Consider the following 17,521-nt stretch of genomic DNA (forward strand, 5'->3'; position numbering starts at 1 on the left):
TTACAGCATAACCTGTGTAACAAATAAGAATAAAAAAATCAGAAGAAATTAAAAAGAATAAATCAACAACAAAATATGAAATTATTAGAGAATTAGATAAACAAGAAAAACTTGGTTTAGGCTAAAGATTTCGTATTTTCGAACTTTGGTATTTTCAAAGAACTTAAACAGTTTTATAGATGAAAATATCATAATAAATTTAGCATATAATGAACTGGGAACAACTTCTTTCTTTAAAACGTTTTGGCGACACACAAAAACGCTACAGAATAGCACAAGACGAAACACGTTTAGGTTTCGATGTAGATTTTGATAGAATTATATTTTCATCAGCATTTAGAAGTTTACAAGATAAAACACAGGTAATTCCACTTTCTGAAACCGATTTTGTGCACACACGTTTAACACATAGTTTAGAAGTTTCTGTAGTGGGTAGAACTTTGGGTAGAAGAGTAGGTAAAGTGTTGTTAGAACGCCATCCAAACCTAGCAAAATTAGGCTATACTTTTAACGATTTTGGAGCTATTGTAGCAGCAGCTTCTGTAATGCACGATATTGGAAATCCGCCTTTTGGGCATTCTGGAGAAAAAGCTATTGGAGAATATTTTAAATCTGCAAATGGCGCAAAATATAAAGAACAATTAACAGCAAAAGAATATCAAGATTTAATAGATTTTGAAGGCAATGCAAACGGATTCAAAATTTTAACAGAATCTAGAGCAGGCATTTCTGGTGGCTTACGCTTAAGTTATGCAACTTTAGGTGCTTTTATAAAATATCCCAAAGAAAGTCTTCCAAAAAAACCTACAAATCATATTTCAGATAAAAAGTATGGCTTTTTTCAATCAGAAAAAACCGATTTTTTAGAAGTTATGACAGAATTAGGAATGTTGCAAAAAACCACAAAAGACATTTCTTTTTACAGACATCCTTTAGCATATTTGGTAGAAGCTGCAGATGATATTTGTTACACCATAATAGATTTTGAAGACGGTATTAATTTAGGTTTAATAGAAGAAGAATTTGCCTTAGAATACATGATTAAGTTGGTAAAAGATACCATAGACATTAAAAAATACCATTCTTTACCGCACAAAACAGATAGAATAAGTTATTTACGTGCTTTAGCAATTGGTGTTTTAATTAACGAGGCAGTAGCAATCTTCTTAAAAAACGAAGAAAGCATTTTAAATGGCACTTTTAACAAATCTTTGTTAGATAAATGTAAGTATGAAGCACAGATTAACGACATATTAAAAATTAGTGTTGCTAAAATTTATAACAGTACAGAAGTTGTAGAAAAAGAAGTAGCAGGCTATAGAATTATAGCAGATTTATTAGACGTATTTGTTACGGCATTAAACAACAGGCATAACAACACGCCTTCTAGTTTTGATAGTTTGGTACTAAAATTAATGCCAGAAGAATACAAAACGCAAACCAATAATTTGTATAACAGAATTATGCAAGTTTGCAGTTATGTTTCTAGAATGTCTGACAGTTATGCCATTAAAATGCACAAAAAATTAACAGGTAACATTATTTAAGAGTAAGATATAATACTTAAATTTGGTTTCCTTTTTAAATTATAAATAATTAAGTCATATGAAGAGTCTAAAATTATTAAGTTTAGTAGCTGTAATAACCCTATTTGTTGTTGCTTGTCAAAAAGAAACTGCTTTTGAAAAACAACAAAGAGAGTTTTCAAACTACTTAGAAAACCACCCTTTTACAAAAAGAAAGCATTTAACAGCAAAACAAGTTAAGGACTTACCAAAAAAAGATAGACCTGACTTGGCTTTTGAGCAAGATTTTTTAAAAACTGTAAATCCAATTACAAAAAGATTACACAAAGAAAATCTAATTGAAGTTGCAAGTTTTAGCGCAAAAAAAAGAGCTCAAACTAATTTAGGAAAAACAGATGACAGTAATTTTAATTGGGAATCTAGAGGTCCAAAAACGGTTTCTGGTAGAGTAAGAGCTATGCTTTTTGATCCTAATGATACTTCAAACAAAAGAGTTTTTTCTGGAGGCGTAAGTGGTGGTATTTGGAAAAATGATGATATTACAGATCCAAACTCTTCATGGACATTAGTTTACCCAGAAATGTCAAATTTTGCAATATCTGCTTTAGCTGCAGACCCACTAAATAGTCCAATAATTTATGCAGGTACTGGAGAAGGTTGGGGTAATTTTGATGCCGTAAATGGCGCAGGAATTTGGAAATCTTTAGATGGTGGTGTTACTTGGAATGTGCTACCTTCTACCCAAGAATTCGACTATGTTTTTGATATGGTTGTAAGAAATGAAGGAGGAAGCCTTGGAGTAATTTACGCGGCTACTGGAGATGACAGTAGTTCTGCTAATAGAGGATTATTTAGATCAATTGACGGAGGAATAAACTGGACTAGAGTTTCTTCTGAACCAGTAAGAGATTTAGATATTGCTGCAGATAACAAAATTTGGTTTGGTAGTGCTCGTGGTAGTATTTTTTCTTCTTCAGATGGTACTAACTTTACACTTAGTTATACAACTTCATTATCTGGGCGTGGTAGGGTAGCAATTTCTACAGCACCAAGTAATAAAGATATTGTATATGCTTTAATTACTAGCAGTAATAGACTTGGAGAAGTGGTTAAAACAACAGATAACGGTGCCAGTTGGGTTTCAAGTGAAACTAATAATTCTGGAGTTATAGAACCAGAAGATACAGGAGATAGTACAGTTCCTAATGATGATTTTACCAGAGGTCAAGCTTGGTATGATTTAGCAATTCGAGTAAGCAATACAGATGAAAATGAAGTTTTTATTGGAGGAATTAATACTTTTAAAACCATAAATGGTGGTGGAATTTGGTTTAAAGTTTCTAGTTGGGACTTAAATGTAGATTCATCGGTAGATTTTGCTCATGCTGATATTCATAATATTATATATAGACCAAATTCAGACGGTATCCTATTTTCTACAGACGGTGGTATTTTTTATTCAGATAAAGCAAGTTTACTTCCATTTGCAGATGTAGAACCAAGAAATTTAAATTTTAATGTTACACAATACTATTCTGGGGCCATAGATCCTGTAAATAAAAACGTATTTATAGGTGGTGCGCAAGATAATGGTACAACCGCTTTTTTTGAGACAGGTATTAGTAATACTACAGAACTTTTAGGAGGAGACGGTGGTTTTTCATTTATAGACCAAACTGCAGAAAATGGAACTGATGGTTTGTATTTTATAGCATCAACACAAAATAATAATTACTATTTATATCCTTTGGGAGAAAATGGAGCTAGAGATTTTGTTCCTTTAATTCTTAACGATAATGGTAGTTTTATAAATCCTGCAGATTATGATGATGAAAACAACATTTTATATTCTTATAACGGAACCAACTCTATTTCTAGAGCTAAGCTTTTGCCTGATGGGGAAGACCAAGGCTCAAGAAGAGGTTTTAATGGAACAACAGATAATTTAGAAAATATAGGACTTCTTGGAGGTAGAGACATTACTCATATAAGAGTATCTAGCTATAATAAAGACGAAAGAACAGTTTATTTTGGTACTTCTGTAGGTAATGTTGTTACATTAAATGCAACTAATGATTCTTTTTCAAATATTCGTACACCTGAAATAACAGGAGCAGTTTCTTGTATAGAAATTGGTGCTTCTGATGATGAAATCTTATTAACATATTCTAATTTTGGAGTAAAAAGTGTTTGGTATACTACAGATGGCGGTGAAAATTGGACAGATATAGAAGGTAATTTACCAGACATACCTGTAAGATGGGCTTTATTTAATCCTTTAAATAGAAAACAAGCCATTTTAGCAACTGAAGCTGGTGTTTGGAAATCAGATGATATTACAGCAACACCTGTAGTTTGGGAGCAAGCTTCAAACAATATGGGGAATGTAAGAGTAGATATGTTGCAATATAGAGAAAGTGACAATTTAATTTTGGCAGCAACACATGGTAGAGGTATGTTTACAGCTACCTTTACAGCAGGAACAGCAGCTGTGGAAGATGTACTATCAGATAAATCTGCATTTACAGTGTACCCAACAGTATCTAATGGAAACTTTACTTTATTTGCTAAAAATAGTTTAGGAAAATCTAACGTAGTAGTTTTTGATATTGCTGGTAGACAAGTACATAAACAAGAAGTAGATTTTAATGTTAAAGAGCAGCAGCAAATTTCTATAAATGCAAATACTGGTATTTATATTGTAAATATTATAGATAAAACCGGCAAGAAAGCTTCTAAGAAGATTGTTATAGAATAAATTTTAAACAGAAATTTTAATTGAAAAGACGCTAATTTTAGCGTCTTTTTTTATGCGTAAGAAAATAATGTTGCTAAACTTTTAGCATCTAAACCAATTTGTTTTTGCAGTGCTACAACAGAACCATGTGTTACAAAACTATCTGGAATACCTAATATTTTTATGGTATTTTTATAATGATGTTGGGCTGAAAATTCTAAAATTGCAGATCCAAAACCACCTTTTATAGCACCATCTTCAATAGTAAAAATGGTTTTATAGTTTTTAAATATTGTATGCAGCAGTTTGTGGTCTAAAGGTTTTACAAAGCGCAAATCAAAATGGGCAATTTGTTCTTTTTTTGTTGATAAAATTATGGCTTCTTCTACATTTTTAGCAATTGTACCCACAGATAAAACTGCGATATCTTTTCCTTTTTTAAGTTGAATTCCTGTACCAATTGTTATTTTCTTAAATGGTAGTTGCCAATCTATAATGTTTCCATAACCACGAGGATATCTGATGGCTATAGGGTTTTTTAAACCTAGTTGGGCAGTATATAAAATGTTACGCAATTCAATTTCATTTCTTGGAGCAAAAATAATTAAGTTGGGTATTGTTCTTAAATAAGCCATGTCAAAAACACCATGGTGTGTTGCGCCATCTTCACCTACCAAACCAGCTCTATCTAAACAAAAGATAACCGGTAATTTTTGCAAAGCAACATCGTGTATTATTTGATCGTAAGCGCGCTGTAAAAATGTGGAATATATAGCACAAAAAGGCACTAAATCTTGGGTTGCCATACCAGCAGCTAAGGTAACTGCATGTTGCTCTGCAATACCTACATCAAAAGTTCTTTTAGGAAATTTTTCTAATAAAAGTTTTAAAGAACTCCCTGTTAACATGGCAGGTGTAATTCCTACAATTTTAGGGTTATTTTCTGCTAATTCTACAATAGTTTTACCAAAAACATCTTGGTATTTGGTAAATAAGTTGTTTTCTTTTTTTAAACGTTCACCAGAAATTTTATCAAATTTGCCTGGTGCATGATAGGTTACTTGATCTTCTTCTGCCTTTTGTAAACCTTTTCCTTTTGTAGTAATTACATGTAAAAATTTTGGTCCTTTCACGTTTTTTAAACGTGTTAATTCTTGCATTAATTTAGGCAAATTGTGCCCGTCTATTGGCCCAGAATAATCAAAATTTAGGGCTTTAATAATATTATTTTGTGCGGCAAGTTTTCTATCGGTTTTAACCCTAGTTAAATACTCTTTTAAAGCACCTACTGCAGGATCTATACCAATGGCATTATCATTTAAAATAATTAGCAAATTAGCTTTAGAAACACCTGCATGATTTAAAGCTTCAAACGCCATTCCGCTTGCAATAGAAGCATCACCAATAACAGCAATATGTTGTTTTTTGGTATTGCCTTTTAAATTGGCTGCAATTGCCATACCTAAAGCTGCAGAAATAGATGTAGAGGAATGTCCAACACCAAAAGCATCAAATTTGCTTTCATTACGAGAAGGAAAACCTGCAATACCATTAAATTGCCTATTGGTATGAAAAATAGTTTTTCTACCCGTTAAAATTTTATGGCCATAAGCTTGGTGGCCAACATCCCAAACTAGTAAATCATTTGGGGTGTCAAATAGATAATGCAATGCTATAGTAAGTTCTACCACACCTAAACTTGCACCTAAATGCCCTTCTTTAGTAGCTACAATATCTATAATAAAATCGCGCAGCTCTTTTGCCAATTGTGGCAATTGAGAAAGGTTTAATTTTCTTAAATCTTTTGGATTATTAATATGGTCTAATAAAACTTTCATTTCAATGCAAAAATACAACATCAAAATTTGTGATTTTTAAAACTGCCCGTTAATTATTTTATTTAAATTCGTTACTTATAACATTAAAAAATGATACAGCCTTTTGATGATCTTTATTTTATGAAAAAAGCTTTTGAAGAAGCAGAATATGCTTTTGATAAAGGTGAAATTCCTGTAGGTGCTATTGTAGTTTTTAAAGATAAAATAATTGCAAGAGCGCATAATTTAACAGAAACTTTAAATGATGTTACTGCACATGCAGAAATGCAAGCGTATACTGCAGCAGCAGATTTTTTAGGAGGTAAATACCTAAAAGATTGTATTTTGTATGTTACTTTAGAACCTTGCCAAATGTGTGCAGGCGCTAGTTATTGGGCGCAAATTGGTAAAATTGTATATGGAGCTAGTGAACCAGAACGTGGTTTTATCAACTTAAAAACAACGTTACATCCAAAAACAAAAGTGGTTGGTGGTATTTTAGAAAATGAATGCGCACAATTGTTAAAACGATTTTTTATTGAAAAGCGAAACTTGAATTGAATTTAAGAATTGTAAAATTTTGAGTTTTTAGTGTTGCTAAAATAAGCAAGATTCCTTAATTTTAGGTTGATTTAAATTCTGCTATTGATGAAAAACATATCAAAAATTGGCGATAACAGCCCTTGTTTTATTCGGTATTTCTTTTTTGTTAAATAAGTTTGGTCTCTTTAAAGAATACAATCCAGATGATTTAAGAAGTATTTTGGTAATGGTGTATCTTTTTACAAATTTGAAATACAACATGCTAGAAAACAAAGATAAGGATGCAGAAATTCAGCATTAAAAATTAAAGTTGAAGCAGTTAGACGCAACAAGACCAACTTTTAAATAAACCATGTTAATCGGGTACAAACTCTAAAATATCTGCAGGTTGGCAATCTAAAGCTTTGCAAATAGCTTCTAAAGTAGAAAAACGAACCGCTTTGGCTTTACCAGATTTTAAGATGGATAAATTTGCTGTGGTAATGCCAATAATTTCTGCCAACTCTTTACTTCGCATTTTGCGTTTGGCAAGCATTACATCTAAGTTTACAATAATTGCCATATTATATGGTTAAGTCGTTTTCTTGTTGAATTTCCCCGCCTTTTTCTAATAAAGTACTTAAAACAATTAGGCCCAAACCTATAATAAAAAAAGTAAAATCGAATTCTAATCTTGGGTTTATGCTAAGTTGAATATCATTATTTGGATTTTTAAACCCAACATAATTATAATAAATACCATAAATAACACTTAGTATAAAAGTTAACAATTGTAGGGTCAGCACTAAAAAACCTACCCATTTCATTTTTTTAGAGAGTGCTTTGCTAAATTTAAATTCTTTCTTTAAATTTTTAAAAATAGATTGCATTTGGTAGAAAATAACTATTACAACTAGTATTTTTAGATAATTACCAACAAACTGACAAAAAACAAAAAACCAATGAGAAGATTTTATATTTAAATACCCATTTGTGCTAAATGATGAAGTATTTGTTTTTAAAGTTTTATTTAAGCCAGATTCTCCAGAAATTTTAAGTTTATTTCCTTGAATTTTAATAGCTGATGAATATTCAAAAATACTATCTAATTGTTGTTTTGTAATGCCTGCATTTCTAAGAAAACTTTTTTTAATTGGGTTGTTTTTTTCCTCGTTAGAGAATTTTGTGAAATTGCCGGAAAAAGTCTCTCCAGTAATCGTATCTTTTTTAGTGTAATTGTATATTTTTTTTTCATCAAAAGATAAGTTGATAGTTACTGGTACATTATAGCCTTTTGAAGAATGATCTGAACTAAAAATTCTACTACTATCATCTAAGTGAATGGTGCCATTTTCTGTAAAAACTTCCATAGAAATTTGAAAAACTAAAAATAAAATAAGAAACCAATAACCAGCTCTAAAGATGCTATATAAATAATTTACAATACTTTTTTTTAAAATAGCTTTATAGACTAGTATTACTAGAAAAACTGCTACAATTGCAAATAATAAGAAATAAATTGTGATCATAATTATATGGTTAAATCGTTTTCTTGTTGTAATTCTTTTGCTCTTTCTAATATTCTGCTAAAAACGTAGAAAAAGAAGCCCATAATCATAGAAAAATATAAGATGAATATAAAGTCTGTACTCATTTTTAAGTTGGCAAACTTACCATCAAAAATATCTACAAAAATTAATAAACTACCAATTGCACTAGAACGTAAAAAGTAAAAACCGGTTTTTTTAAACAGCAGTATTTTTTCGGTTGAAAAGAGTTGTTTAAAATCGGTAAAATTTAGTGTTTTTATCAAATGATATAGCCCTATAAAGAACACAATACTAGCAATAAATTTAATACCGAATTTAATCCAAATTACGCTGGCACTAGCGTTGTTAATTACCATTCCTAAATAACTAAAATCGTTTTCCATAAAAGCGAATAGCGCTTTAATAGGATATAGAAACAGCATAAATGTAAAAACGAATGCATAGGTTTTAATGGCTTTTTTTGTGTCTTTTAAATCTTTCATAAATTATATGGTTAAATCGTTTTCTTGTTTTGTGTTTTTGGCAATTTTAAAAACTTCGCTAAGTATTTGAAAAAACAAACCCAAACCTATTATTAATAAATAGGGATGAAGACCTAATGAAATGCTAATTTTGTTTTGAAGGTAAATTTTTCCAACAAAACCAATACATAAAAACAAAGCTCCAGAGATAGTTAATAGTTTGCCAATTGTATGAAAGGAGTTGATAACAAAAACATCAAAAATTTTAACGTTTTTAAAATAGCGCAAAACCTTCTTGAAAATGTGCAGACAATAAATCTGTAGTAAAAAACTAGTTCCAGTTAGAAAAATTATAATTTTAGAAGGTAAACGATCTAGTTTTACTTCAATTCCAAGAAAATTAAAGTCTATTCCAGAAAACTTGTCAAACCAAATTGCAATTATTAAAAGAAGAATTAAAGGTGCAGTAATTGGCACAGCAATTATCCACATAAAATCTACAATAGCTTTTAAAATATTTAATTTTCTCATAATAATTATTGTTTTACGATAACAAATATATAAAAATTATTGAAAAACAATAATAAAATATTTTAAAAAAGTAATTATTTTAGTTTTCATCAAAAAAAAGACCTCACAGATTTTTTTAAAAACTGTGAGGTCTGAATGCTAATTTTTATAAAAAAATAAGCTTAGTCTCTAGACATAAAAATTTGTAAAACATACCAAAAAAGTAACATTAAAGAAGCAAATAAGCCTAAAGAAGCGGGTATGTAATCTTCTGTTCCGTATTTGTTAACCATTTCAGAAGTTTGGTATAAAATGCTACCTGCTGCTAAAATACACATAGCTACAGAAAACCATAAACCTAAATTAAAACCGAACAAAGTTCCTGCAATAATTAAACCAATTGCAATAAAAAAACCAACGGTTAAACCCGCTTTTAAGAAAGAAAAATCTTTTTTAGTTACAAATACAATGGCAGAAATACCTACAAATAGCGCTAAGGTTACAACAGCAGCTTGTTGTACTAAATCTGCACTTTCTGTATAATAAATAGCAATGTATAATAGTGGCACAAAAATAATGGCTTGTGCAAAAACGTATAAAGCATACGCCATGTATTGTATGTTTTTATCGGTAGTTTTTAATGCAGTACTTTCTGCGTAATTGGTTGCTAGCATAAAACCACCTAACATTACCAGCCAACGCCAACCTTCTGTCATAGAGAGCATAAAGTTTACAATAGCATTACTTTGTAGCAATAAATATTCAAAAATTACAAATAGTAAAACGCCACCTGCAACGTGCGCATAGGTTTTTTTGTAAAATTCTACACGGACTTGGTCTGTAGATTCTATTAAAAGTGTTTTGTTGGTTAAATTATGATCCATAATAGTTTTTTAGTTTAATTGAATGATTTGGTTTTATGTAATATTTTAAATTGATGGCAATGCGTTTATCACCTAAGTTTTGGTATTAAAAATATAACAATTCTTCTAAATTTTAATGTTAGCAATAAAAGATAATCTTAGTTTGTATCAGACTTATTTTATCTCAATAATTCTTTCTTCAATTTTTGTAGTGCCTTCTGCTTTTACTTCTTTAGTTTCTATGCTATAAATTACCCAACCTGTTTCTCCATGGATTCTAGAGGCTGTATAAGTTTCATTGGTTAATGGAGGAAAATCTTCACGATTTGGCATATTTTTACCAAAAGCACTCACTTTTTTTAAAAATTTATAAGTTTCATTGGTTAATTGTTCTGAATTTACAACCTGTTTCATTCTTATTACAGCATTTCCATCTTCCTCGTTAATTTCGTCTAAACTATAACTTATAGCTGCGTCAAAAGGTTTGCCGCCAAAATTGTTACGCAGCGTAATGTTACCTTTTACTTTTTCATTTAAAGTATATTTAATGCCATGAAAACTATAAAATTGAATGGCATCTTTTATGGCATTTGCCTCAATAGCTTCTTTAGAATTAAAGTTTTTCATAACATTATCTATAATATTGTTAATGTTTGGTACGTCCTTTAATTCTTCTTTTAATTGATCTGTTACTTTTAGTTGATACTCTTTGATACTTTCCCAATTTACAACTTCCATAAATGTACCAAATTCATCTGTTTTAATTTGTACAGCAATATCACTAGCTAAAGCATTAATTTTTTTTGCAATTTCACTATCGGTTTCTACTTTGTAATTTTTATAATACCATTCTGTAGTGTAACTATTTGCTGTAGAATCAATTATTTTTAAATCTACTTCGTAACTTGTATATTCTCTAGAAATTGTATCTGTTCCTTTTAACTTTAGTTTTTCTAAAGAAATGTCATAAGATTGTTGCTCTAAATTAGCCCAATAACCAATAACTTGCACAGTAGAATCTTTTACGCTTATTTGGGAAAATATGGTTGTGCAAAAAAGTAAGAAAGTAAATCCAACAAATGTTTTTTTAATGTTCATGCTATATTTTAACTATTATTTTTAGAGCTGAATTATGTTAATGTAACTAGGTTTTAATTGGTTTAAGGAGGATTTTATCTTCCATATTTCTAAAAACTTCAATTTAACAAGCTTAGTGATGTTTTTTAATTTTAAATTGATGGCAATGTGTTTATAATTTAAGTTTTGGTATTACAAATATTCTAAATTTTAATGTTATTGCTATAGGATAACCTTGGTTTGTATAAGGTTTATTCAACATAAAAAGAACTACACTTTCTTAATTACATTGGTTACAATGCCCCAAATAACAAAATCGTTTTCTGCGGTAATTTTTATAATTGGGTAATCTGGATTTTCGGGTTGCAACCAAACCTCTTTACCTTGAACACGCAAACGTTTTACGGTAAATTCTCCATCTACAAAACAAACGGCAATTTTTTTATCTTCTGGTGGTAAACTTCTATCAATAACCAATAAATCTTGATCGTTTAAACCTGCATTAATCATAGATTGTCCTTTTACTTTAGCAAAAAAAGTAGTGTCTTTATTTTTTACCAATTCTTCATCTAAAGAAACACGTTCTTGTTCAAAATCTTCTGCAGGCGCAGGAAAACCTGCGGAAATGCCATTATCTATAAAAAATGCACCTGCTATTGGTGAAGGTTTGGGTGCAAAAAAATCTAAATTTTGTGATGTAGTCATAATACGCCAAATTAAAACTTTTCTTTCACTTTATCACTTTTTATGCTTTTAAATCTTTGTGGTAATCTCTAAGTAAGTTTCTTTTAATTTTAGGATTACAATTTCTAATTCTTCTGTAGTTAAATGACCAAAACCAAAACGAATAGCACAAGTGTTTTTATTTTGATATAAAATGGTTTTGGGCAAAAATAAATCGTTTTTTTCTGCTGCTGTTGCCAATTTTATTAAAGAGATTTGTGGTTTAAAATTTAACCAAATTGCCAAACCACCATTAGGAATTTCCCAATTGGTAATTTTAGAAAAATGCGTTTGTAAAAGTTGCGTTAAAACATCTCTTCTTTGCTTATAGGTAACAATGTTTTTTTTCATCAAACGATGAATTTCGCCTTCGCTAATCAATTCAGATAACATTTGTTCTTGAATTAAATCTCCTTGTTCATCTAACAAATACAAGTAATTTTTGGCTTCTGCAATTAAATTTTCTGGTGCAATAACAAAACCTGTCTGAAAGCTCGGAAATAAAGATTGCCCTAATTTTCCCAAGTAAATTACCATTCCGTTTGTATCTGCACTGGCTAAAGGTTTTACAGGTGCATTATTATATTGAAAATCGTAATCATAATCATCTTCAATAATTGCAAAACCATAATTTTTAGCTAATTTTAATAATTCTAAACGTCTTTTTCTGCTTAAACTTTTGGTGGTGGGATAGTCTCTATGCGCACAAATATAAATACATCGTATACTGTTTTTGGTATACTTTTCTTTGATAAAATTAGTATCTAAACCATTTTTATCTGTAGGAATTGTTTCAATTTTTGCACCAGTTTGCTGAAAAATCATATTTGCCGCGTAATTGCTTAAATTTCCTACCAAAACAATATCATTGGGCTTTAAAAGTAATTGAGAAACAATGTACAAACTCATTTCTGTACTTCTGGTACTAATTATATTTTTTGATGTACTTTTAAAACCTCTTGTTGCATTTAAATAATTACACAATTGTGTTTGAAATACAGATAATGAGGTTTCATTTGGTCTGTTCCATTTTTTGATTAATGTTTTGCGTTTCATGGCGGCACTATACCATCTTGTAAAGTCGTTTACAGGGTGCAAACGTAAATCTGGTTTGCCATCATTTATAGTGTATTTTGCATTTGTTTTTTGTACTGTGGAAGCCAAATGAAACGATTTTTGGAATGTAAAACCAGTTTTTTTTATTTCAGAATTACTTCCGTCTGTGTTTTCTAATGTACCTTTTAATTTGTTTAATTTTAGTTGTTTATGTGCTATAAAAGTACCTTTATTTGGTAAAATAGCAACCCAACCTTGTGCAGCTAATTCGTCGTAAATAGCAACTGCTGTATTTCTGTGAACTTTTAATAGTGTACTTAAAATGCGTGTTCCAGGTAATTTTGTTTTTGCTGTTAATACGTTTCTTTGTATGGCTTTAATAATTTGTGCTGCAACTTGCAGGTAAACCGGTTGCAAAAGTGATTTATCAAAATTAATTTCATTTTTAAAAAACTCAAATACCGGACTATCTTTCATTTTAAAACTGGACTATCTTTGGTGCTGTTAAAGTTACGACTTTTGCCAAAGATTTAAAATGAATACTTATGAAATTTAAAATTACCGGTTTATTTGTGTTATTGTGTTGTATTACAGTAATAAGCGCACAAGAAAAATTAATAAAAAAAGATACTTTAAAAGAAGTAGTTATTACTTCTGCAAGAATAGATTTGCCTTTTAAAGCAAACTCTAGAACTATAAATATTGTGTCTAAAGCAGCTATTGTAAACAGTGCAGCTACTAATGTTGCAGATTTATTGCAACAAGTGGCTGGTGTAGATATTAGAAGAAGAGGTACTGCAGGTAGTCAGGCAGATTTGTATATTAGAGGTGGTGGTTTTGATCAAACGTTACTTTTAATTGATGGTATAAAAATGGATGATGCACAAACAGGACACCATACCTTGAATGCAGCTTTACCAATTGAAGTAATTGAAAGAATAGAAATTATTAAGGGACCTGCAGCAAGAGTTTTTGGGCAAAATGCATTTACAGGAGCTATTAATATTGTTACTAAAAAGAAACTTAATAGTGTTGCTTCTGTTAATGTAGAAAGCGGCTCTTTTGGGCAATTAAATGGTTCTATAACTGTTGGTAAAGAGTTTGAAAATTCTTCATTTATAGCACATGTAGGTACTTTAACATCAGAAGGTTACAGAAATAATTCTGATTATAATAATTACAACTATTTTTTAAAAGCAATTGTAAACAAGAAAAAACAACCTATAGAAATTATTGGAACGTTTTTCGATAAAAAGTTTGGTGCAGAAAACTTTTATACAACAAATCCTGCTTGGAATGAGTATGAAGAAACTCAAAACAGTTTGTTAGGTGTTTCTACCACGTTTAAAAACGATAAATTTAAAGTTACACCAAGATTGTATTGGAGAAGAGGGCAAGACATGTTTCTGTTAAAAAGAGATGATCCTGCTTTTTTTAGAAATTTTCATATTACCAATAAAGTTGGTGCAGAAACTAATGTTTCTTATACATCTAAATTGGGTATTACAGGTTTTGGTATAGATTTTTCTAGCTATGCAATTAGCAGTAATAATTTAGGTGAAAGAAGTAGAACCATAACCAATCTTTTTTTAGAACACCGTTTTAAACTTGGTAATATAATAGATATTACACCTGGTGTTGCTGTTTCTTATTTTTCAGATTTTGATTTTAATGCATTTCCTGGTTTAGATTTAGGGGTACAAATTTCAGAAAATTTTAAAGCTTATGGTAATGTAGGGTATACGTTTAGAGTGCCAACTTACACAGATTTGTTTTATAACGATCCTGTAACTGCTGGTAACGAAAATTTAGAACCAGAAAGTGCTTTTGCGCAAGAATTTGGTTTTAAATACAACGATGCTCGTTTTGCTGGTTCTGTTGCATTTTTTAATAGAGATTCAGATAATTTAATAGATTATATAAGAGAAGATACAGGAACAAGTGTTTTTACAGCAACCAATATTGCAGCTGTAAATACACAAGGTTTTGAGTTTGAAGGCGCTTATAATTTTAAATTGTTAGGTTATAAACAGGTTGTAAACTTTGGTTATACGTATTTAAATGATGATATTTTAGACCATAATAAAGATTTGTCTCGTTATTCTTTAAATACCTTAAAACATCAATTTGTAACGCGTTTTTCTTCTAGATTCTTTAAAAATATTAGACAAAATATTATTTACAAACACGCAGAACGCACAACAGGGCAAAGTTATAATGTTTGGGATGCTTCTGTAATTGTAGATTTCAACAAATTTAATTTTACAATTACGGCCAATAATATTTTTAATGCAGATTATATAGAATCTGGTTTTGTACCAATGCCACCAAGCAATATTTTATTTGGTTTGCGTTATAATTTCTAACAAGGTTTTCAACAAGGGGTTTAACAAGAGGTTTAAACCCCTTGTAGTACTTCGTTTTCTTTTTTTAGAAAAACTTTTTTTGTAACAAAAACATTTTTTCTGCTACAAATATATGTAGAGCAACCAAAATTTAATACAATTTATCTTTTTTCGTTTTACGAATGCTAAATGTAATCAACAAAAATAGCGCTATATAAAGTTAATTTTTAAATTTAAAGTTTCTCTAATGTATTGATAAAATAACCTGTTTTATTCAATCAAAAATATTTATATTTAGTAACTTTTAAAAAATTGTTATAAATGGAATGGTTTCAAGAACTTACAGCCTTTGAGCAAACGTATTGGTTGCTTACAGGTGTTGCAACTTTTATGTTTTTAATTGTATTAATTACTACAATAATTGGTGCAGATTCAGATGATATTGGTGGCGATGTAGATGCAGAAATTGATGCAGATACAGGAGCTGGATTTCAATTTTTTACCTTAAAAAATTTAATTGCGTTTTTTACTATTTTTGGTTGGAGTGGTATTTCTAGTATCCATTCTGGTAACTCAAAACCAACCACTGTAATTGTTTCTATCTTTTTTGGTTTATTAATGATGTTTGTAATGGCAGCTTTGTTTTATTACATCAGCAAATTAACTTCTAGTGGAACCTTAAAAATGCAAAACGCATTAAATGCTACGGGAGAAGTTTATTTAACAGTTGGTGCAAATAGAAGAAGTACAGGCAAAATTCAAATTAAAATACAAGGCGCTTTAAGAGAGCTAGATGCATTAACAGATTATAACGAAGATTTAAAACAAGGCAGAATTATTACAGTTACAGAAGTAACAACAAACGGAACATTAATTATAGAACCTCAAAACAAAACAAAATTACTATGCTAAACTTAATTAATTTACAAATCACCCAATTTTCGGGTCTAATAGGAGTAGGAATTGCAATATTATTTATTTTTATATTAATTATTGCCATGGTAAAACGCTACAAAAGATGTCCATCAGACAGAATTTTAGTAGTGTATGGTAAAGTTGGTGGTGGCGAATCTGCCAAATGTATACATGGTGGTGCAGCCTTTATTTTTCCTGTAATTCAAGATTATGAATATTTAGATTTAACACCAATTTCTATAGAAGTAAATTTGGTAAACGCACTTTCTAAACAAAACATTCGTGTAAATGTTCCCAGTAGATTTACTATTGGTATTTCTACAGAACCTGGTGTTATGCAAAATGCTGCAGAAAGATTATTGGGTTTAGGGCAAAATGAAATTCAAGATTTGGCGCAAGAAATTATTTTTGGTCAGTTGCGTTTGGTTGTTGCTTCCATGGATATTGAAGAAATTAATAATGACAGAGACAAGTTTTTAACCAACATTTCGCAATCTGTAGAAACCGAATTAAAAAAAGTAGGTTTAAAATTAATAAACGTAAATATTACAGATATTGTAGACGAATCTGGCTATATAGAAGCTTTAGGTAAAGAAGCAGCAGCACATGCAATTAACGCAGCAAGAAAATCTGTGGCAGAAAAAAATAGAGATGGTTCTATTGGTGAGGCAAATGCAGTACAAGATGAAAGAACACAAGTTGCGGCAGCAAATGCACAAGCTGTAGACGGAGAAAACAAAGCTAAAATTAATGTAGCAAATTCAGATTCTTTAAGAAGACAAAGAGAGGCAGAAGCAGAACGTACAGCAATTGCATCAGAAAAAGTACAAGCAGCAAATGCATTAAAAGAATCTTATGCTGCAGAGCAAGAAGCAGAATTGGCAAGAGCAGAAAGAGAACGTTCATCGCAATTGGCAGACATTATTGTACCCGCAGAAATAGACAAGCGTAAAGTAGAAATAGATGCAGAAGCTGCTGCAGAAAACATTAGAAGAATTGCAAAAGGTGAAGCAGATGCCATTTTCTTAAAAGCAGAAGCAGAAGCAAAAGGTTTGTATGAAGTGTTAACAAAACAAGCACAAGGTTTAGACCAAATTGTAAAAGCAGCTGGTAACGATTCTCAAAACGCAGCCTTATTATTAATTGCAGATAAATTACCAGAATTGGTAAAAACGCAAGCAGAAGCTATTAAGAATATTAAAATTGATAAAGTTACAGTTTGGGAAAACGGTGGTGGTAAAGATGGTAAATCTTCAACATCTAACTTTATTTCTGGAATGTACAATGCAGTACCACCTTTACAAGATATGTTTAATATGGCAGGCATGCAGTTGCCAGATTATTTAAAAGGAAAAGACCTTGCAGCAGAAAAAACCATAGCTATAAAAGAAGAGCAATAAACTTAGTTTATAACTAGCG

The 17,521-nt window shown here is 30.3% G+C and carries 16 protein-coding genes; 7 read left to right on the forward strand and 9 right to left on the reverse strand.

Annotated elements, in window-relative coordinates:
• Positions 1-209: 209 nt before the first annotated feature.
• Together Q0762_RS01965 and Q0762_RS01970 are read left to right on the forward strand one after the other, a co-directional pair.
• Positions 210-1,547 carry a deoxyguanosinetriphosphate triphosphohydrolase gene (locus Q0762_RS01965; RefSeq protein WP_298763100.1) on the forward strand — a complete coding sequence of 446 codons (1,338 nt, stop codon included), beginning with the start codon at positions 210-212 and terminating at the stop codon, positions 1,545-1,547.
• Positions 1,548-1,605: 58 nt separating this feature from the next.
• Positions 1,606-4,284: a T9SS type A sorting domain-containing protein gene (locus Q0762_RS01970; RefSeq protein WP_298763101.1), complete on the forward strand. Its 2,679-nt coding sequence runs from the start codon at positions 1,606-1,608 to the stop codon at positions 4,282-4,284.
• A 50-nt stretch (positions 4,285-4,334) separates the two neighbouring features.
• Here Q0762_RS01970 and dxs read toward each other — a convergent pair whose 3' ends face one another.
• Positions 4,335-6,101, reverse strand: coding sequence for a 1-deoxy-D-xylulose-5-phosphate synthase (gene dxs, locus Q0762_RS01975; protein WP_298763103.1), 1,767 nt, complete (start codon positions 6,099-6,101; stop codon positions 4,335-4,337).
• Between the two features lie 90 nt (positions 6,102-6,191).
• Between dxs and Q0762_RS01980 the strand changes: the two genes are divergently transcribed.
• Together Q0762_RS01980 and Q0762_RS01985 are read left to right on the forward strand one after the other, a co-directional pair.
• The gene (locus Q0762_RS01980) at positions 6,192-6,641 is read left to right on the forward strand and encodes a nucleoside deaminase (RefSeq protein WP_298763104.1); all 450 of its coding nucleotides are present in this window, start codon (positions 6,192-6,194) and stop codon (positions 6,639-6,641) included.
• Positions 6,642-6,747: 106 nt separating this feature from the next.
• Positions 6,748-6,924: a hypothetical protein gene (locus Q0762_RS01985; RefSeq protein WP_298763106.1), complete on the forward strand. Its 177-nt coding sequence runs from the start codon at positions 6,748-6,750 to the stop codon at positions 6,922-6,924.
• Positions 6,925-6,978: 54 nt separating this feature from the next.
• Here Q0762_RS01985 and Q0762_RS01990 read toward each other — a convergent pair whose 3' ends face one another.
• The 8 genes from Q0762_RS01990 to Q0762_RS02025 all read right to left on the reverse strand — a co-directional run bounded on the left by Q0762_RS01990 (position 6,979) and on the right by Q0762_RS02025 (position 13,319).
• A complete protein-coding gene (locus Q0762_RS01990) occupies positions 6,979-7,185 on the reverse strand; it encodes a helix-turn-helix transcriptional regulator (RefSeq protein ID WP_298763108.1) in 207 nt (68 codons plus the stop codon).
• Position 7,186: 1 nt separating this feature from the next.
• The gene (locus Q0762_RS01995; protein ID WP_298763109.1) at positions 7,187-8,131 is read right to left on the reverse strand and encodes a DUF2975 domain-containing protein; all 945 of its coding nucleotides are present in this window, start codon (positions 8,129-8,131) and stop codon (positions 7,187-7,189) included.
• 2 nt (positions 8,132-8,133) lie between these two features.
• Positions 8,134-8,634, reverse strand: a complete 501-nt coding sequence (locus tag Q0762_RS02000) for a DUF2975 domain-containing protein (protein ID WP_298763111.1) — start codon at positions 8,632-8,634, stop codon at positions 8,134-8,136.
• Between the two features lie 3 nt (positions 8,635-8,637).
• The gene (locus tag Q0762_RS02005) at positions 8,638-9,144 is read right to left on the reverse strand and encodes a DUF2975 domain-containing protein (RefSeq protein WP_298763113.1); all 507 of its coding nucleotides are present in this window, start codon (positions 9,142-9,144) and stop codon (positions 8,638-8,640) included.
• 161 nt (positions 9,145-9,305) lie between these two features.
• Complete coding sequence (locus Q0762_RS02010; protein ID WP_298763115.1) at positions 9,306-10,007, reverse strand: Bax inhibitor-1 family protein; 702 nt, start codon at positions 10,005-10,007, stop codon at positions 9,306-9,308.
• A 153-nt stretch (positions 10,008-10,160) separates the two neighbouring features.
• On the reverse strand, positions 10,161-11,084 hold the full coding sequence (locus Q0762_RS02015; RefSeq protein ID WP_298763117.1) for a hypothetical protein: 924 nt from the start codon (positions 11,082-11,084) through the stop codon (positions 10,161-10,163).
• A 249-nt stretch (positions 11,085-11,333) separates the two neighbouring features.
• Entirely contained in the window at positions 11,334-11,768 is a 435-nt protein-coding gene (gene umuD, locus Q0762_RS02020) for a translesion error-prone DNA polymerase V autoproteolytic subunit (RefSeq protein WP_298763119.1), read from the reverse strand.
• Between the two features lie 48 nt (positions 11,769-11,816).
• Positions 11,817-13,319, reverse strand: coding sequence for a PLP-dependent aminotransferase family protein (locus Q0762_RS02025; RefSeq protein ID WP_298763121.1), 1,503 nt, complete (start codon positions 13,317-13,319; stop codon positions 11,817-11,819).
• A 68-nt stretch (positions 13,320-13,387) separates the two neighbouring features.
• Here Q0762_RS02025 and Q0762_RS02030 point away from each other — a divergent pair, with 68 nt between their 5' ends.
• From Q0762_RS02030 to Q0762_RS02040, 3 genes are all read left to right on the forward strand, one after another.
• Positions 13,388-15,208, forward strand: a complete 1,821-nt coding sequence (locus Q0762_RS02030; protein WP_298763123.1) for a TonB-dependent siderophore receptor — start codon at positions 13,388-13,390, stop codon at positions 15,206-15,208.
• A 300-nt stretch (positions 15,209-15,508) separates the two neighbouring features.
• Entirely contained in the window at positions 15,509-16,099 is a 591-nt protein-coding gene (locus Q0762_RS02035) for a hypothetical protein (protein ID WP_298763125.1), read from the forward strand.
• Positions 16,093-17,502 carry a flotillin family protein gene (locus Q0762_RS02040; protein WP_298763126.1) on the forward strand — a complete coding sequence of 470 codons (1,410 nt, stop codon included), beginning with the start codon at positions 16,093-16,095 and terminating at the stop codon, positions 17,500-17,502. The genes Q0762_RS02035 and Q0762_RS02040 overlap by 7 nt, the downstream gene beginning before the upstream one ends.
• Positions 17,503-17,521 lie beyond the last annotated feature (19 nt).

The organism is uncultured Polaribacter sp., assembly GCF_947495205.1.
Taxonomy (GTDB): Bacteria; Bacteroidota; Bacteroidia; order Flavobacteriales; family Flavobacteriaceae; genus Polaribacter.